Here is a 16,616-nt window from a genome sequence, read left to right as displayed (position 1 = left end):
CTAAGGACGGACATGTTTTTAGAATGCCGCATGCCGGTGAGTCATATTGTTGTTTAACGTTTTATATTTTTTATTAAACAAAAAGGATTTATCTTTGATAAAAATAAACCTATGAAGTTGTACCAGCTACATTCAAAACAGGCGATTCCCATTTCGCAACAAGAGGCTTGGGATTTTTTATCGCGTCCTTCGAACTTAAAAGTCATCACTCCCGACCATATGGGTTTCAACATTCTTAATGGTGGTGATAGACCCATGTTTCCGGGGCAGATCATTCAGTACAAAGTTTCTCCTTTTCCAGGTTATTCAACCAAATGGGTAACTGAAATCACCCATATGAAAGAAGGCGAGTATTTTGTAGATGAACAACGCTTTGGTCCGTATGCGTTATGGCATCATAAACATTTTATAAAACCTATTGCAGAAGGTGTTGAAATGGAAGATATTATTGACTACAAGATTCCCTTTGGGGTTTTAGGTCAACTTGCACACCCGCTTATCGTAAAAAAACAGCTCAAACAAATATTCAAATACCGAGAGCAAAAATTACAAGAGTTATTTGGAAAAATTGAACGTATTCCTAACGAACTCCATTTAAAATCAATCTAGAATGAAAAACATCCTATTAATTGGAGGTTCGCATGGTATCGGTCGCTCCATAACAAAACAACTTTGTCAAGACCACAAGGTATATGTAGCTTCAAGGTCTAAGGAGGGTTTGGAAGACCTGAATGTTACCCACATACGCTTCGATGCCACAAAAGACAATTTAGACACCACTACCCTACCTGAAGCGATTCACGGGCTTGCCTATTGCCCAGGGAGCATCAACTTGAAACCATTTAAAATGCTAAGTTTAGAGACCTTTCAGACAGACATGCACCTCAATTTTTTTAGTTTGGTTAAGGTGGTCAAAGCCCTGTTGCCTAACATGGTTGAAGGCGCGAGTATGGTTTTTTTTAGTACCGTGGCCGCTGGTAAGGGCATGCCATTTCATACGAGTGTTGCCGCAGCTAAAGGAGCTATTGAAGGTTTTGCAAAATCTCTTGCTGCTGAATATGCTCCAAAAATTAGAGTGAATGTCGTGGCACCCTCTTTGGTAGATACCCCTTTAGCCTCCCGTTTGCTAAGTAACGATCGAAAAAGGGAATTAATGTCACAACGACATCCATTAAAACGTGTGGGAGAAGCGAACGATATTGCAAATATTGCTGTATTCTTGTTAAGTGATAAGAGCAGTTGGATGACCGGACAGGTTGTAGGTGTCGATGGTGGTGTATCTACTTTGAATATGAGTTAAAATGCAAAAAAAAGTTTCTGTTTTTTGGTTCCGACGTGATTTACGGCTTGATGATAATGTCGGGTTTTTAGCGGCACTTAAAGGAGCTTATGCGGTACTTCCTATTTTTATATTCGACAAGCAAATTTTAGATAAGCTTCCCAGCAATGACGCTAGGCTCTGCTTTATATTTGATCGGTTGCAAATGATGCGCTCGGCCTTGAACGAAAAATATGGAAGTTCTATAGCGTTTTATTACGGAAACCCCCAAACCGTCTTCAAGAATTTACAACAGTCGTATGCTATTCAAGCAGTTTATACCAATCATGACTATGAGCCCTACGCGCAAGAAAGAGATGAAGCCGTAGCCCAAGTTTTAGCACAACAGAATACCCCCTTGCATACGTTCAAAGACCAGGTGATTTTTGAAAAAGATGATATTGTTAAAGATGACGGCAAACCCTATGTTGTTTATACCCCCTATAAAAACAAGTGGAAAGCAAAATTCAATGCAGATCTTTTGTCGGCAAGCAATACAAAACCTTTGTTTAAAAACCTTATTCAAGAAACTGGCTTACCCAATATCAGCTTGCCCGAAATGGGGTTTGAGCGATCAAAAATAAGGGTTCCTGATTATACAGTGAGTCCGAATTTGATCAACAACTATGAAGCCACTCGAAACTTTCCTGCCAAAAAAGAGGGCACTTCACGGCTAGGACCCCATTTGCGTTTCGGAACCGTATCGGTGCGACAGGTGATGCAAAAAGCTATTGCCGAAGAAAATGAAGTGTTTTGGAATGAACTCATTTGGCGAGAGTTTTTTATGCAAATCTTATGGCATTATCCGCATACCGTAAAGCAATCGTTTCGCCCAAAATACGACCGAATCGAATGGCGCAATAATGAAACCGAATTTGAACGGTGGAAAAACGGTCAAACGGGTTATCCTTTGGTAGATGCGGGTATGCGGGAACTCAATACTACGGGGTATATGCATAACCGCGTACGCATGCTTGTAGCTAGTTTTCTCTGTAAGCATCTGCTCATTGATTGGCGCTGGGGAGAAACCTATTTCGCTGAAAAGCTACTTGATTATGACCTAAGTGCCAATGTAGGCAATTGGCAATGGGCCGCTGGAAGCGGGGTTGATGCCGCGCCCTACTTTCGTATTTTTAATCCAACAACACAGATAGAAAAATTTGACAAGCAACACACCTACATTTCTAAATGGGTTCCTGAATTGCAAGAACTGACCTACCCTACTCCTATGGTCGACCATAAAATGGCGCGCGAACGTTGCTTAAAAGTCTACAAAGAGGCGGTGGCATAATCTCTTTTTACTATATTTAAGACATCACAATGCGACCCAAAAATGTCTGAGAAAAAGACGAGAGCCACAGCTGATTCCGTACACACTTTTTTAGATACGGTAGAAAATGAAACCAGACGAAGCGATAGCCTCGTTCTGCTCGAGTTAATGGAAGAAATTACCGGTCATCCTCCCGTGCTATGGGGCAATAGTTTAATCGGTTATGGCAGTTACCATTACAAATATGACTCGGGTCGTGAAGGTGATATGTTAATGGCAGGTTTTTCTCCTAGAAAACAAAACCTCGCCCTTTATAATACTGGTTTTAAGCGCTATCCGAAGTTAATGGAGCAACTTGGGAAGTATAAGACGGGAAAGTCATGTCTATATATCAATAAATTAGCTGATGTAGATGTAGACGTTCTAGCCGAACTTATCAAGACGGCATTTGACCATATGAACAAAAAATATAATAGCTAACTCAAATAACGAATTTCCGCCCAGGTGTATAATTAAGGCATGGAGTACGGAAATTTAATTAAATTACTTTAGAATGAAGAAATGTACCCTTTTAGGGATACTATTGCTGTTAACAGCTGCAGTATCCGGACAAAAAATGACCAAAAACAAAAATGCTGTTGTGGCTTCCATTCAGAAACACGAGGCAGAATTGATTAAAATCAGTGATGCAATTTGGGCAGCTGCGGAAACCGCCTTTGAAGAAACGGAATCGTCAAAAATATTGGCAGACTATGCCGAAAAAAACGGACTCACCGTCAAAAGAGGGGTGGCCGACATACCAACCGCATTTACGGCTACCTATGGGTCGGGCAAACCGGTGATCAGTATTTTGGGCGAGTTTGACGCCCTACCAGGTATATCACAAAAAGCACAGCCCGAAAAAGAGGCCTATAAAGAAGGGGCAGCGGGTCACGGTTGTGGTCACAATATGTTTGGAACATCGAGTTTAGGAGCAGCCATTGCCATTAAAGAACTCATGGAGGCAGGAAAACTCAAGGGAACTATCAAATTTTTGGGCACGCCGGCGGAAGAAAAGTTTTTTGCCAAAGTTTGGATGGTTGAGGCGGGCTTATGGAAGGATGTGGATGTAAATCTAAGCTGGCATCCAGGGGCCGATATCGAAGCCGACGTGCAAAGTGGACTATCACTTATCGATTTTATAGTCGAATTCGAAGGGCAGGCGGCGCATGCTTCTGCCGACCCGTGGAATGGGCGTTCAGCATCTGATGCACTTGAACTTTACACGACCGGTATCAATTATTACCGCGAGCATATATTACCTTCTTCACGTATTCATTATCATATTCAAGATGGGGGTCAGGTCGTAAATGTCGTACCCGACTATGCGAAATTATGGGTTCGGGTGCGCGACCCAAAACGTTCTAAAATGCTACCTACCTACGAACGGGTAAAAGCGATGGCAGAAGGTGCTGCAATTATGGCCAACGTCGATTATAAGATATCCTTGGTATCGGGCATCTATGAAGTACTGGTAAATCGCACGGGTGGGGCAATCATGCAAAAGAATTTAGAATTGCTAGGCCCTATAACGTATACCGCCGAGGAAGAAGCCTTTGGAAAAGCCATTCAAAAGGCTACGGGTAAAGCTGAAGTAGGAATGGATGCTTCGATTAATCCGTTACGTGAAACCTTAGACGCTCCAGGTGGTGGCTCTACTGATGTGGGTGATGTGAGTTGGAACGTTCCGAATATCAATTTGAGCGTAACCGTGGCACCCAAAGATACCCCCTGGCATTCCTGGGCCGTAGTGGCCTGTGGTGGCATGTCAATTGGTCATAAAGGAATGGCGTATGCCGCAAAGGCATTGGGAATGACTGCGGTTGACTTATTTGAAAATCCGAAATTGGTGAATGAAGTAAAGGAAGAATTCAAAACACGTAAGGGTGACGAAGTCTACAAGCCAATGATCGACGGTCCTCCACCTATTCCGGTTTCTGGAAAATAAGAGGTGAAAGAAGAAAACAATAGGAAAGGAAAATTACTATTTTAGGGAATTAATATGGAATAGCTATGTCTGAAAGAGAAATCATCAAAAGGTACGAGAATGGAGATTTGACCGTAGTGTGGAAACCTAAACTATGTATTCATGCAGCAACCTGTGTGAAGACTTTGCCAGAGGTTTATAACCCCAATGAAAAACCGTGGATTAAAGCCGAAAACGCAAGTGTGGCAGCACTAAAAGACCAGATTTCGAAATGTCCGTCAGGCGCCTTGACGTATGAGATGAAAGGCGACAAAGAAGACGAGGCGACTACCGCTGCGACAAAAGTTCAGGTATCCGCTAACGGGCCCTTGTTGGTTCATGGTGATTTGGAAGTAACTGGCATCAACGGAGCATCAGAAATGAAGCGCCGTACCACAGCTTTTTGCCGATGTGGTGCTTCGCACAACAAACCCTATTGTGATGGCAACCACAATGCAATAAATTTTACGGGCTGATGTAGTACCCTTGCCCATTTTCATTTAAGCAAATGCAACTCAAAAAGTATGCTTTTTTATGGGGCTATATGCTTTTGGTCCTTTTTGACTTAGCCTGTGGTTTTGAGGAGCTTTCAGGCTTTCGCATTCTCAGCAAACCCCTATTATTACTATCGCTCTTGGCTTATTTTGTTGTCCAAGCCCAAAGCCGTCGAAATACCACCTTTTATCTAATGTTTGGGGCATTGTTCTGTTCGCTGCTCGGAGATATTTTCTTGTTATTTGAAAACCGCTCAAGTTTATTTTTCACCTTGGGTCTTGCCGCATTTTTAGTGGCACACCTACTATTCACCTTGACGTTTATTAAAAAATGGAACAAAAAAAAACCCTCGAATTTTTGGCTCATATCAGTGGTGCTTGTTGCGTATGGCGCCTTGCTATTTTATATCTTAAAAGATAGCTTGGGTGCGCTCAAGGTACCCGTTGCCGTATACATTTTGGGAATATTGGCGATGGTAATAAGCGCATTTCGCCGAAAAGGATACGTACCAAAATCAAGTTTTGGTTTGGTCTTCATTGGGGCACTTTTTTTTGTGTTATCAGATAGTATTCTGGCAATCAACAAATTTATGGTTGCCATTCCGCTTTCGCATATCTTTATTATGGGAACCTATGCAACTGCTCAATATTTAATAACCAAAGGCATCTTAAAACAAGGCGATTTTGATAATTAAATCGATTACCGCAAAAGAAACCTGGCCCCTTCGCCATGCTGTAATGTGGCCCCAGATGCCATTTGATTTTGTAAAACTTCCGGAGGACCCCGATGGCTATCATTTTGGACTCTTTATAGATAAAGAGCTGGTGAGTGTGGTTTCACTGTTTCAAACGGCAGATGGTATCGCACAGTTTCGAAAATTTGCCACGCTAGCAAACAGACAGGGCAAAGGATATGGCGCCAAATTGCTATCACACCTTATTGAATTTGCTCAGAAACAAGGTTTTCGTGCGCTTTGGTGTAATGCAAGAGCCGACAAAATTGCCTTCTATAAAAAATTCGGAATGGGCGAGACCCAAGAATTTTTTACAAAAGAAAATGTAAAGTTTGCAATACTAAAAAAGGTTCTTTAGCTTGTATGTATCAAGCTAGAAAGCTACTAATTCGTAATTGAAAAAATTCAAATGAGCAATTCTGTTAAGCGTATATTTCCTTTAGGATTTCCATGGCAAACCCAAGATCCTTTTTTGTTTTGTGTTTACCATTTAGACCACTACCCCAAGGGCAATGAAGATATGGGTCCGGCAGCGTCATTGGAAGGCCGAAACTTAGGAAACGACTTCGTTATCAAAGATGGCTGGCGTATGTACCACGGGCAAACCATTCCTGGGTTTCCCTCCCACCCGCATCGCGGGTTCGAGACCATAACCATTGTCAACAAGGGCTTTTGTGACCATTCAGATTCTTTAGGGGCAGCTGGTAGGTTTGGTGAAGGCGATGTACAATGGATGACTGCTGGGCGCGGTGTTCAGCATTCCGAAATGTTTCCACTGTTAAAAACGGAAGAAGAGAATCCGCTAGAATTATTTCAGATATGGCTCAACCTTCCGAAGGAAAGTAAATTTGTAGATCCGCATTTCGCCATGTTATGGCACGAAGATATTCCAATGATACAAACCGATACTGCGAAGGTCAAAGTTATTGCCGGAAATTATGGTGGTACGACGCCCCCCGATCCCGCTCCTAATTCGTGGGCAGCAACGGCGGAAAACGAAGTCGCCATATGGAACATCCACATTGATGCAAACAGTTCGTATAGGCTTCCCAAGGCCAATACGGAGGTGAGTAGAACTTTATATTTTTATGAAGGTTCAGAAGTGTCAATCGAAGGGCAACTTATTGCGCCGAATTATGGCATTGAACTTGATCCTTCCGAAGACGTGGAAATTAGGGTAAAAAGCGAGGCAGCGCACTTTCTGCTATTGCAGGGTAAACCTATTGCCGAGACTGTTGTGCAACACGGGCCCTTTGTTATGAATACCCAAGAAGAAATACGTGCTACAATGAAAGATTACAGCCTGACCCAATTTGGCGGCTGGCCTTGGCAGCATGCTGATAATGTACATGAAAAAGAAAAAGGCCGATTTGCGAAGTATCCTGACGGTACTTTGGTAGAGAAATAAGATATAGCCATGTGATGTTCACCCTGTTGCACACAGGTAGCGAAGGTGATCAGCTTACTTCAATATCGCTTTTGCTAAATTAAATTCCATACCCAAGGCAATCGAATTGCGAGGTATATTTTGGTTGTTTTGACTATACGCGCTCAATCTTCGCCCCAATGGCCCTCAAGCGCTCATCAATATTCTCATAACCACGATCAATCTGCTCGATATTGTGTATGGTAGACGTACCTTTAGCCGACAAGGCCGCAATTAGTAGCGATACGCCTGCACGAATATCGGGCGATGTCATCGTAGTTGCCTTTAGCGTAGATTTAAAATCGTGACCGATAACTGTCGCGCGATGCGGGTCGCACAGAATAATCTTGGCGCCCATATCTAAAAGTTTATCGACAAAGAACAAACGACTTTCGAACATTTTTTGGTGAATGACCACTTCGCCTCTGGCCTGTGTTGCCATTACCAATATTATACTCAACAAGTCTGGTGTCATACCCGGCCAAGGAGCATCGGCAATGGTCATAATAGAGCCGTCGATATAGTTTTGTATTTCGTAACCATCTTTGTGGGCTGGAATATAGATATCATCACCTCTGCGTTCTAATCGAATTCCGAGTTTTTGAAACACCGTTGGTATTTGACCTAAGTCATCCCAACTTACATCCTTGATGGTTAATTCACTTCGGGTCATTGCGGCCAGACCGATCCAACTTCCGATTTCGATCATATCAGGAAGCATTCTATGCTCGGTTCCTCCTAAAGCAGCTACGCCTTCTATAATCAACATATTAGAACCAACCCCAGAGATCTTGGCCCCCATACGGTTCAACATCTTACATAATTGTTGCAAATAGGGTTCGCAAGCGGCATTATAGATGGTCGTTTCACCTTCTGCAAGTACGGCTGCCATCACGATATTGGCCGTTCCGGTAACCGAGGCTTCGTCTAGCAACATATAGGTGCCTTTCAATTTATCGGCTTCCACTCCGTAAAAGTATTCCTCTTTATTGTATCTGAACTTGGCTCCCAAATTGATAAAACCTTCAAAATGCGTATCTAAGCGTCGTCTTCCAATTTTATCACCTCCCGGCTTCGGAATGTATCCTTTTCCAAACCTTGCCAACAAAGGTCCGACCAGCATGATAGAACCTCTTAACCCTCTACCATCTCGCTTAAAATCATCTGATTGCAGATAGTCAAGATTGATATCATCGGCCTTAAAGGTATACGAACCTTTTCCTGTTTTAGCTACCTTAACACCCAGATCCTTCAATAAGGCAATCAATTTGTTGATGTCAATGATATCAGGAATGTTGGTTATCGTAACTTCTTCAGGTGTCAGTAGTACAGCGCATAAAATCTGCAGCGCTTCATTTTTTGCACCTTGGGGCGTAATTTCACCTGAGAGTCGGTGACCGCCTTCAATTTTAAATGTTCCCATGTAAGATGGAGAATATTAGTATCGCTTCTTTCCGCGATTGTTATTGCTTCTTTGGTTTTTCTTGTTAGAACTGCGCACTGATTTTGCAACCCTGTTTTTCAAGAATTGACCGCTATCTGTTAAAATAGTCTCATCGGTTAAGTTGATTTGACCATCAGATAACTCATACAAATGCTTGAATATTGCCTTGTCATCAACAGTATCCTTATTCCAATTCAAATAACATTTTTTCATATGATTGGCAATGGCGTACTCTAAGCCGTCGCGCATATCTCCTTTATCCCATTTTACCGCTACATCGATCATACGTTTGATATTGTTTCCGTAAAAACGATATTTTGGGTGATTCTGAGGATATTCCAAGGGTTCTGGGCGTTGCTCTAAAACTTCCTTAGAAGTAATTGGAAATGGAGAATCTACATCCAATTTAAAATCAGACATGATAAAGAGCTGGTCCCAAAGTTTATGTTGAAAATCAGGCACATCGCGCAAATGAGGCTGTAAATTGCCCATTACATCAATGATAGATTTAGCAATCTTGTTGCGTTCTTCCCTATCTGCAATAGATACGGCATGGTCTACCATCTTTTGAAAATGACGACCATATTCGGGTATAATGAGCTTTTCGCGCTCAGTATTGTATTCTAGGTTTTCTACTAAATTCAAATTGAAATGTTTTTGCTTAAAAAGAAAAAAGGAAGTGTTGTTATAACGTGTGCAAATTAGCAAAATTATACCACATTATAAAGATATTACACCTTCAACCTTACCGACCTCCTTATATTTTGCGATAACGGCATCTGGGCTATGTAGATTTACGGTCACCGAAATGCTCGTATAGGTGCCTTTTTTAGATTGCTTCGATTCAATGACAGCTCCTGTATTATCGAAGATATCTTGAATCTGCTTAATTTTACTTTCATCGGTAGGTACGATAAACTTGTACAAGTAATTCGATGGCCAAGAAGAGGTATCTGCCAACTGAACTTTTAATTTTTTATAGAACTCTTCTGATTTTTTACTTTCCATGCCTCCTGTTTTATGCAAAGATAGTCGTTCGCACTGTATTTTCTAATACTAATGGTTTGCGTACTTTTGCAGCTATAAATAGCACATTTGAATACCAAAAGAATAGTAATCACTGGAGGTCCGAGCACAGGAAAAACAGCCGTAATAGAAGCGTTAAGGCAGAAGGGATATCATTGTTTGGAAGAAGTGATTCGCGCCATGACCTTAGCTAAAAAAGCAGAGGAAAATGACCTTGTTTTTGAAACCAATCCTATTGTTTCTGTTTCCGACCCTATGGCCTTCAATCAAATGATTCTCGATGCTCGTATTGCACAATTCGAGTCTAGCTTGAAATCACAAGAAGAGTTTGTATTTTTTGATAGAGGAATTCCAGATGTTTTGGCCTATATGGATTGCTTCAATCAGACTTATGACTTATCGTTTAGGGAGGCCTCAAATACCAACCGATACGACTTTATATTCTTAATGCCTCCTTGGAAAGAAATACATGTGGTCGACAACGAACGTTTTGAAAGTTTTGAAGAATCACTACGCGTCCACGCATGCCTTGAGCATTCGTATACCAGTTTAGGATATGATGTTCAAAGCGTTCCTAAGGATACTATTTTGAATCGAGTTGATTTTATATTAGATAGCGTAAAAAAGACGAAGTGAGCAAAAGCCCAAAGGAAATCTTACGGCAGTTCTGGGGTTTTTCAAATTTTAGAGGCTCACAGGAAAAAATAATTTCCGCTATTTTACAGCAGCAAGATGTACTTGCGCTCTTGCCTACAGGAGGTGGAAAATCGGTTTGTTTTCAAGTTCCTGCATTGGCAAAAGATGGAATTTGCGTTGTTGTTTCTCCATTGATTGCATTGATACAAAATCAAGTAGACAACCTAAAGGAAAAGGGTATTAAGGCCCTTGCCCTCACAGGGGGAATACCTTTTGATGAAGTCAACAATCTTCTTGATAATTGTATGTACGGTGGTTACAAATTTTTATACCTCTCGCCAGAACGCTTGCAACAAGATATGGTACAAGAGCGCATACAGAAAATGAACGTGAATCTTATCGCCATTGATGAAGCCCATTGTATTTCGCACTGGGGCCACGATTTCAGGCCGGCATATCTTGAATGCTCAAAATTAAGAGGTTTGTTACCCGAAACGCCCATGATCGCCCTTACGGCCACCGCCACAAAACAAGTTGCCACCGATATTATCGACAATTTGAAGTTTATCGAACCTTTGGTAGTAAAAGATTCCTTCTCTAGAAAAAACATCGCTTTCAAATTGTTTCGAGAAGATGATAAAAGATATCGGCTAAAACTACTTTGTTCACGGCTTGATAAAAGCGCCATTGTTTATGTTCGAACACGAAGATTGTCACAAGAAGTCGCACAGTATCTCAACGCCAACGGTAGCACGGCTGTTTACTATCACGGCGGTATTTCAAAACAAGAAAAAGAAAAGAAGCTACAGCATTGGTTAAAAAACGAAATTCAGGTGATGGTCGCTACCAATGCCTTCGGAATGGGTATTGACAAGCCTGACGTTCAATTGGTAGTACACTATCAAATTCCAGATTCTATTGAAAACTACTTTCAAGAAGCAGGTAGGGCCGGAAGGGATGGAAATGCCGCACAGGCGGTTCTTATTACCAACCCAACGGATGTAGCATTGGTTCGAAAACAGTTTTTAAGTGTACTGCCAGATGCCAATTTTTTAAAATTGGTCTATAATAAGCTGAACAACTTTTTTCAAATTGCATACGGCGAAGGAAAGGATGACAAGTTCAAATTGAATTTTAATTCGTTTTGTGCTACCTATGGTTTGAATCAGCTATTGACCTATAATACCATGCGTATACTAGATCAGAATTCAGTTATAGCACTGAACGAAGCGTTTTCAAAGAAGTCAACCGTACAATTCTTAACCTCAAAAGATGCTCTTTTTAATTATTTTGAAAAGAACCAGGGTATGGTTGCTATAGCGCAAACCATATTGCGTACCTACGGGGGCATTTTTGATTTTGAAACAAAAATCAATGTGAAGCTGATAGCTCAAAAAGCAAATGCAACTGAAGCTGAAGTGATCAAAGTATTAGAGCAGTTGCACAAAAATGAAATCATAGCATATACAGCGCAACACAGCGATTTAGATATTACTTTTCTGGTTCCTAGAGAAGATGACATCACCATAAACGTATTTGCCAATAAGGTAAAGGAACGCCATCGCATTAAGGCCGATAATTTGGAGCAAATGCTAGCTTATATACATAATGATACGCAGTGCAGAAGCAGGCTACTGCTAAAGTATTTTGGTGAAAAAGTTACTGAAGACTGTGGAATTTGTGATATCTGCACAGGTAATGGGGTTACCAACGAAGCTATACTTAGGGCTATTTCTGAAAAAATACGGCTACTTTTAAGGGAAGGGCCGCTTAGTTCGAGAAAAATAATCGAACTGATGGCTTACGAAGAGGGTACAATAATAGTAGCCATACAGCAACTACTTGAAGATGGCCATATACGAATCAATACAAAAAATCAATACGAACTTGGGTAAATCAGAAAAATTACGAATTGTTTTTATGGGTACTCCAGATTTTGCCGTTGCTACCTTAGACGCTTTGGTGGCGCATGCTTATGAGGTAGTAGGGGTAATTACTGCACCCGATAGGCCTGCAGGAAGAGGGCGAAAGCTTCAAGAATCTGCTGTAAAGAAGTATGCCATAGAAAAGGGGTTGACGCTATTGCAGCCTACCAATTTAAAAAACGAAGACTTTCTATCAGCGCTTGAAGCACTACAGGCAAACCTTCAGATCGTCGTAGCCTTTCGTATGCTACCTCGAGCGGTTTGGCAAATGCCGAAATATGGCACCTTCAATTTACATGCTTCCCTCCTTCCTGACTATCGCGGAGCGGCGCCAATCAATTGGGCTATTATGAATGGTGAAAGCGTTACGGGAGTTACTACCTTTTTTATTGATGACAAAATTGATACTGGCGAAATCATCCTTCAAGAAAAAGTAGCCATTGCCGCAGACGATACTGCGGGCAGCTTACATGATAAGCTGATGCTGGTGGGAGCCGATTTGGTACTGGCTACAGTACAACAAATTGAAAAGGGCATTGTAGCAACCCAAAAGCAAAAGGAAGCTAAACATATAAGGTCGGCTTATAAAATATTCAAAGAAACCTGTGAGATTGATTGGAAGCAACCTATAAATACGATTTACAATCATATTAGAGGTCTGAGTCCGTATCCCGCCGCTTGGACTACCTTAAAGAATGGAGACACTATTATTTTTCTAAAAATCTATCAAGCCTCTTTAGCAGCCGAAAAGCATAACCTTAGTATAGGTACGCTTCTTTTTGATAAAACTGAACTCAAAGTTGCGGTAGACGGCGGATATATAAAGTTGCTAGAAATTCAACTCCCTGGAAAGCGAAAGATGAAAACCGCTGAAGTACTAAACGGATTAAAATTGCTAAAATCGGCCTATGTCGTGTAAAGACCGATAACCATTGGGCTGCGCGAAACGTCTAAAAATACCCCACTTTATCAACAAACACCCTGAGTTATCAACAAAAACGGGTATTTCGCCCCATTTTACTTGCGTTCAACGCAAATCCGTATAAATTTGTTACAGGTTTAAAATTATTTTAACAACAATTAATTTAATCACATTATGAACAAAACAGAATTAATCGATGCTATGGCAGCTGATGCTGGCATCACAAAAGCAGCAGCTAAAAAGTCTTTAGAGTCTTTCTTAGGAAACGTTGAAGGATCTTTGAAAAAGGGCGGACGTGTATCTTTAGTAGGTTTCGGATCTTGGTCTGTATCTAGAAGAAATGCAAGAGAAGGTAGAAACCCATCAACTGGAAAAACTATCCAAATTGCGGCTAAAAATGTAGTTAAGTTTAAAGCAGGTGCTGATTTAGGTAAAGCTGTAAACTAGTTCATACGAACACAATACTTAAAAAGCATCCGTCAGTTGGCGGATGCTTTTTTGTTGTCTTGCTTTTGGTTTTTGAAGGAAATACCCTATTTTAGATTAAACTACTTTGTAGAATAATGGTTGATTTAAAGCCCAAAAAAGGAAAACTGCTTATTGCTGAACCTACCTTAACTGGTGATGTGTCTTTCAATAGGTCGGTCGTTCTTTTGGCCGAACATAATGAGGAAGGTTCGGTTGGCTTTATTTTAAATAAACCGCTTGATTATAATATCAGCGACCTGGTCACCGAAATTCATTTGCCGTTTCAGGTCTACAACGGTGGGCCTGTTGAACAAGACAACCTATATTTCATTCACAAAGTACCGCATCTAATCGACAACAGTGTCGAAATTTCAAACGGTATTTATTGGGGTGGCGATTTTGATAAAACCATAAGTCTTATCAACGAGAAATCGATCTCCGAAGAAGATATACGATTCTTTTTAGGCTATTCGGGTTGGGCTTCGCTACAATTGGATGAAGAACTCTTATCAAAATCTTGGATTGTAGTTAAGAATGAGTACGCCAGTGAAATCATCCAAAAATCTTCCGATGCCTTTTGGAAAGAGAAAATGCTCGAATTGGGTGGCGACTATTTAATTTGGTCCAATGCTCCTGAAAATCCCGGTTTGAACTAGTTACAGCGGTCAAATTCATAAACGCATTACAACTCCCCTCCTCTTTTACCCCAATCTTGCGGCGGCATTTAGCTTTCCTATCAAATCTTTCGCTACAACATTGGTAAATTCTTTTTTTCTATACTTTGTAACAGCGCGAATTCCTAGAATGCTATTCGTTAAAAGAAGTTCATCTGCTTTTTGAAGGTCAAAGGGAGAAATGGAAATTTCTTTCAATTCGTAGTTGGGGAGCTTTGCGAGCAGTTCAATGAGCTGTTTTCGCAATATTCCATTGAGACAACCATCTTGTAAAGGCGGGGTGGTAATGGTAGTACCGTTCACCATAAAAATATTCCCGTTTAAAAACTCTACCACTTGTTTGTTTTGATTTAACAAGATGCAGTTATCATAATCATTCTCTCTAGCAAAAACACTTCCAACGACATTGATGATTTTGTTATTGGTTTTTAAGGTAGACAACATATCGGCATTGACATAGAAATCTTTAAACAATTCTACCTCGTAGGTTGCTTCCTCTAAGACATAAAACGGAGAAGGCAACACCTTGGCTTCGATACAATACGATATTTCGTTGGTTTCCGGAAGGTATAAGCCTCCATTATTTCGAAAAACAGTCAAGCGAATTCTAGCGCTGGAATTTTTCAGGCCATTTGATGCTATGGTCTTAAGAATTTCTTTTTCAAGAAATTCCATGGTGAACTCCATCGGAATCTCCATTCGTAGAATGCGCATAGAAGCCATCAGCCTGAGGTAATGCGCTTCCCAAAAGAAAATTTTATCACCAGAAACACGTATGGCTTCGAATAGGGCATCGCCATAACGCAGACCACGATTCTCGTGGTTAAGAAAGTTTTCACTTTGGGGAAGCAGTTTCCCATTAAAATTTACACTTGTAATCATATTGGGTTATACGGTTTGATCAAAAAATGAGGCTTTTGTTTGCTCACGCAAGCTTGCAAAATACAGCCATTGAAAGCCTGAGGCAGAACATAAATTTGGAGAGCTAAATACTGGTTGTGTAGGTACTGACATAAGCTCGTGCGTTTCTTATAAAAAAGGCCTTGAAAAAATCAAGGCCAAAGATACTTATTATTTGTTCTAGATATTTTCTTAGGTAGACCCTAGTACTTGTTTTAAATCAGAGACTTGATTCGTCCATAACATTTTAGATTCTTCCAATTCATCTTCCTCGGCAAAATCGGTTATGAAAAGCGAAACATCTTTTGTGATTTCGTCAACTATAATTTTCATTTCAAAGTAGGTATCATCATCACTTTCTTCCCAAGCGAATTTTACGAATTCGTCGCTCTTTCTTTTGAGCAACTTCGCATCTTCTTCTGCACCATCCCAAATGAAACTAAACTTCTCTCCCCTTGAATTCACGTTATCGGCAAACCACTCGGAAAGTCCCGATGGCGTTGCCAAATACTGATATAGCATTTGTGGTGAGGACTGTATCACAAACTCAATTTCAAATTTTATTTTTTTACTCATTCTAGTTAGGTATGTATTGGCAATATATATATTTATAAATGATAAAAGAAATCAATCGATAAGAATATTTTTGGCAAACTAAAGTTGATGAAGAAATAATTAAACTTTATATTTGCAGCCGCTAAAAAACACCATCGGTGTTCTTGGCATGAAAAGGAAAAGGTCTTCGACCTATCATTGCTTTTCTTAAAGCAAGGTCTTTTTTTGGTTTGTTGATACAGTGTATGGCGAGGTAGCTCAGCTGGTTAGAGCGTCGGATTCATAACCCGGAGGCCGAGGGTTCAAGTCCCTCTCTCGCTACAGGTACATTAAGGGCTTCAATTTTTGAAGCCCTTTTTAATTCTCAACTACGACAGATGTAAAGTTATTGAAGCTATTTGGCCATATAATCTTGCCAGGTAACCAATACATATTTTTCTTTTTCCTCATCCTTCCTACTCAGAAATCCGTACTCATAAACAAATAGATAAACATCTCCTTTTTTGTTTTTCCAATAATGTGTGAAAAACTTCGGGTTAAAACCTTGATCGATTAGTTCATTCTTTCGAATTACCGAGTAACCCGATTTATTATACCCTTTTAAAATCTTGCGGTTTATTTTCAATTGTTTATCAACCTTAATATAGAACCCTTCGGTTTTTTGCCGATGTTCATACTGGTCTATGGATTTACACTTCTTAGAACAGAACTTCTTATCAGATCTACCCTTTACAGGAGCGTCACAAACGGGACATGTCTTGGAATTACTCATTTACAAACGCATATTATAGACTTAATATACCGCTTAATATTTAAAAC

Annotated in this window: 20 protein-coding genes and 1 tRNA gene; 15 read left to right on the top strand and 6 right to left on the bottom strand. The window is 40.5% G+C overall.

Translation table 11 applies throughout. The features are described from left to right. The first annotated feature begins 111 nt into the window (after positions 1-111). The 9 genes from ABJN95_RS11295 (at position 112) to ABJN95_RS11255 (ending at position 7,229) form a co-directional block, all read left to right on the top strand. Positions 112-609: an SRPBCC family protein gene (locus ABJN95_RS11295; RefSeq protein WP_348370506.1), complete on the top strand. Its 498-nt coding sequence runs from the start codon at positions 112-114 to the stop codon at positions 607-609. A 1-nt stretch (position 610) separates the two neighbouring features. Then, entirely contained in the window at positions 611-1,300 is a 690-nt protein-coding gene (locus tag ABJN95_RS11290; protein WP_348370505.1) for an SDR family oxidoreductase, read from the top strand. A 1-nt stretch (position 1,301) separates the two neighbouring features. Beyond that, on the top strand, positions 1,302-2,609 hold the full coding sequence (locus ABJN95_RS11285) for a deoxyribodipyrimidine photo-lyase (protein ID WP_348370504.1): 1,308 nt from the start codon (positions 1,302-1,304) through the stop codon (positions 2,607-2,609). 42 nt (positions 2,610-2,651) lie between these two features. After that, entirely contained in the window at positions 2,652-3,068 is a 417-nt protein-coding gene (locus tag ABJN95_RS11280) for a DUF1801 domain-containing protein (protein ID WP_348370503.1), read from the top strand. Between the two features lie 73 nt (positions 3,069-3,141). Further along, positions 3,142-4,575, top strand: a complete 1,434-nt coding sequence (locus ABJN95_RS11275) for an amidohydrolase (protein ID WP_348370502.1) — start codon at positions 3,142-3,144, stop codon at positions 4,573-4,575. Between the two features lie 65 nt (positions 4,576-4,640). Further along, on the top strand, positions 4,641-5,069 hold the full coding sequence (locus ABJN95_RS11270; protein WP_348370501.1) for a (4Fe-4S)-binding protein: 429 nt from the start codon (positions 4,641-4,643) through the stop codon (positions 5,067-5,069). 32 nt (positions 5,070-5,101) lie between these two features. Continuing rightward, positions 5,102-5,782 carry a lysoplasmalogenase gene (locus ABJN95_RS11265; protein ID WP_348370500.1) on the top strand — a complete coding sequence of 227 codons (681 nt, stop codon included), beginning with the start codon at positions 5,102-5,104 and terminating at the stop codon, positions 5,780-5,782. Next, positions 5,772-6,179, top strand: a complete 408-nt coding sequence (locus ABJN95_RS11260) for a GNAT family N-acetyltransferase (protein ID WP_348370499.1) — start codon at positions 5,772-5,774, stop codon at positions 6,177-6,179. The genes ABJN95_RS11265 and ABJN95_RS11260 overlap by 11 nt, the downstream gene beginning before the upstream one ends. Positions 6,180-6,230: 51 nt before the next feature. Continuing rightward, positions 6,231-7,229: a pirin family protein gene (locus ABJN95_RS11255; RefSeq protein ID WP_348370498.1), complete on the top strand. Its 999-nt coding sequence runs from the start codon at positions 6,231-6,233 to the stop codon at positions 7,227-7,229. Between the two features lie 133 nt (positions 7,230-7,362). Here the strand turns inward: ABJN95_RS11255 and murA are convergent, their stop codons facing one another. The 3 genes from murA to ABJN95_RS11240 all read right to left on the bottom strand — a co-directional run bounded on the left by murA (position 7,363) and on the right by ABJN95_RS11240 (position 9,699). Then, the gene (gene murA, locus ABJN95_RS11250; RefSeq protein ID WP_348370497.1) at positions 7,363-8,670 is read right to left on the bottom strand and encodes a UDP-N-acetylglucosamine 1-carboxyvinyltransferase; all 1,308 of its coding nucleotides are present in this window, start codon (positions 8,668-8,670) and stop codon (positions 7,363-7,365) included. A 15-nt stretch (positions 8,671-8,685) separates the two neighbouring features. Then, positions 8,686-9,336 (bottom strand): DUF4290 domain-containing protein, encoded by a 651-nt coding sequence (locus ABJN95_RS11245; protein ID WP_348370496.1) that lies wholly within the window; start codon positions 9,334-9,336, stop codon positions 8,686-8,688. Between the two features lie 75 nt (positions 9,337-9,411). Next, positions 9,412-9,699 (bottom strand): DUF493 family protein, encoded by a 288-nt coding sequence (locus tag ABJN95_RS11240; RefSeq protein WP_348370495.1) that lies wholly within the window; start codon positions 9,697-9,699, stop codon positions 9,412-9,414. Positions 9,700-9,786: 87 nt separating this feature from the next. Between ABJN95_RS11240 and ABJN95_RS11235 the strand changes: the two genes are divergently transcribed. The 5 genes from ABJN95_RS11235 (at position 9,787) to ABJN95_RS11215 (ending at position 14,324) form a co-directional block, all read left to right on the top strand. After that, the gene (locus ABJN95_RS11235; protein WP_348370494.1) at positions 9,787-10,353 is read left to right on the top strand and encodes an ATP-binding protein; all 567 of its coding nucleotides are present in this window, start codon (positions 9,787-9,789) and stop codon (positions 10,351-10,353) included. Next, positions 10,350-12,248: a RecQ family ATP-dependent DNA helicase gene (locus ABJN95_RS11230; RefSeq protein ID WP_348370493.1), complete on the top strand. Its 1,899-nt coding sequence runs from the start codon at positions 10,350-10,352 to the stop codon at positions 12,246-12,248. The genes ABJN95_RS11235 and ABJN95_RS11230 overlap by 4 nt, the downstream gene beginning before the upstream one ends. Then, positions 12,202-13,197, top strand: a complete 996-nt coding sequence (gene fmt / locus ABJN95_RS11225; protein WP_348370492.1) for a methionyl-tRNA formyltransferase — start codon at positions 12,202-12,204, stop codon at positions 13,195-13,197. Before ABJN95_RS11230 ends, fmt begins: the two co-directional genes overlap by 47 nt. A gap of 177 nt (positions 13,198-13,374) precedes the next feature. Further along, entirely contained in the window at positions 13,375-13,647 is a 273-nt protein-coding gene (locus ABJN95_RS11220) for an HU family DNA-binding protein (RefSeq protein WP_138658570.1), read from the top strand. A gap of 116 nt (positions 13,648-13,763) precedes the next feature. Next, on the top strand, positions 13,764-14,324 hold the full coding sequence (locus ABJN95_RS11215; RefSeq protein ID WP_348370491.1) for a YqgE/AlgH family protein: 561 nt from the start codon (positions 13,764-13,766) through the stop codon (positions 14,322-14,324). Positions 14,325-14,369: 45 nt separating this feature from the next. On the opposite strand, the gene ABJN95_RS11210 is transcribed toward ABJN95_RS11215, so the two are convergent. Beyond that, positions 14,370-15,224 carry an aminotransferase class IV gene (locus ABJN95_RS11210; RefSeq protein ID WP_348370490.1) on the bottom strand — a complete coding sequence of 285 codons (855 nt, stop codon included), beginning with the start codon at positions 15,222-15,224 and terminating at the stop codon, positions 14,370-14,372. A 210-nt stretch (positions 15,225-15,434) separates the two neighbouring features. After that, the gene (locus ABJN95_RS11205; protein ID WP_348370489.1) at positions 15,435-15,818 is read right to left on the bottom strand and encodes an START-like domain-containing protein; all 384 of its coding nucleotides are present in this window, start codon (positions 15,816-15,818) and stop codon (positions 15,435-15,437) included. A gap of 226 nt (positions 15,819-16,044) precedes the next feature. On the opposite strand from ABJN95_RS11205, the gene ABJN95_RS11200 reads away from it, so the two are divergent. After that, a tRNA-Met gene (locus ABJN95_RS11200) sits at positions 16,045-16,118 on the top strand. Between the two features lie 73 nt (positions 16,119-16,191). Here ABJN95_RS11200 and ABJN95_RS11195 read toward each other — a convergent pair. Next, positions 16,192-16,569, bottom strand: coding sequence for a hypothetical protein (locus tag ABJN95_RS11195; protein WP_348370488.1), 378 nt, complete (start codon positions 16,567-16,569; stop codon positions 16,192-16,194). Positions 16,570-16,616: the final 47 nt, after the last annotated feature.

The organism is Maribacter sp. (genome assembly GCF_039974175.1).
Lineage (GTDB): Bacteria > Bacteroidota > Bacteroidia > Flavobacteriales > Flavobacteriaceae > Maribacter_C.
The sequence above is the reverse complement of the archived record's forward strand: the minus strand, read 5'-3'. Positions and strand labels throughout refer to the sequence as shown.

What these genes read in the sequence shown, in the direction of transcription:
- ABJN95_RS11295 (WP_348370506.1), top strand. Translation starts at nt 112, where the DNA reads ATGAAGTTGTACCAGCTACATTCAAAACAGGCGATTCCCATTTCGCAA.
- ABJN95_RS11280 (WP_348370503.1), top strand. Translation starts at nt 2,652, where the DNA reads ATGTCTGAGAAAAAGACGAGAGCCACAGCTGATTCCGTACACACTTTT.
- ABJN95_RS11270 (WP_348370501.1), top strand. Translation starts at nt 4,641, where the DNA reads ATGTCTGAAAGAGAAATCATCAAAAGGTACGAGAATGGAGATTTGACC.
- ABJN95_RS11220 (WP_138658570.1), top strand. Translation starts at nt 13,375, where the DNA reads ATGAACAAAACAGAATTAATCGATGCTATGGCAGCTGATGCTGGCATC.
- ABJN95_RS11290 (WP_348370505.1), top strand. Translation starts at nt 611, where the DNA reads ATGAAAAACATCCTATTAATTGGAGGTTCGCATGGTATCGGTCGCTCC.
- fmt (WP_348370492.1), top strand. Translation starts at nt 12,202, where the DNA reads ATGGCCATATACGAATCAATACAAAAAATCAATACGAACTTGGGTAAA.
- ABJN95_RS11275 (WP_348370502.1), top strand. Translation starts at nt 3,142, where the DNA reads ATGAAGAAATGTACCCTTTTAGGGATACTATTGCTGTTAACAGCTGCA.
- ABJN95_RS11240 (WP_348370495.1), bottom strand. Translation starts at nt 9,699, where the DNA reads ATGGAAAGTAAAAAATCAGAAGAGTTCTATAAAAAATTAAAAGTTCAG.
- ABJN95_RS11255 (WP_348370498.1), top strand. Translation starts at nt 6,231, where the DNA reads ATGAGCAATTCTGTTAAGCGTATATTTCCTTTAGGATTTCCATGGCAA.
- ABJN95_RS11205 (WP_348370489.1), bottom strand. Translation starts at nt 15,818, where the DNA reads ATGAGTAAAAAAATAAAATTTGAAATTGAGTTTGTGATACAGTCCTCA.
- murA (WP_348370497.1), bottom strand. Translation starts at nt 8,670, where the DNA reads ATGGGAACATTTAAAATTGAAGGCGGTCACCGACTCTCAGGTGAAATT.
- ABJN95_RS11265 (WP_348370500.1), top strand. Translation starts at nt 5,102, where the DNA reads ATGCAACTCAAAAAGTATGCTTTTTTATGGGGCTATATGCTTTTGGTC.
- ABJN95_RS11210 (WP_348370490.1), bottom strand. Translation starts at nt 15,224, where the DNA reads ATGATTACAAGTGTAAATTTTAATGGGAAACTGCTTCCCCAAAGTGAA.
- ABJN95_RS11215 (WP_348370491.1), top strand. Translation starts at nt 13,764, where the DNA reads ATGGTTGATTTAAAGCCCAAAAAAGGAAAACTGCTTATTGCTGAACCT.
- ABJN95_RS11285 (WP_348370504.1), top strand. Translation starts at nt 1,302, where the DNA reads ATGCAAAAAAAAGTTTCTGTTTTTTGGTTCCGACGTGATTTACGGCTT.
- ABJN95_RS11195 (WP_348370488.1), bottom strand. Translation starts at nt 16,569, where the DNA reads ATGAGTAATTCCAAGACATGTCCCGTTTGTGACGCTCCTGTAAAGGGT.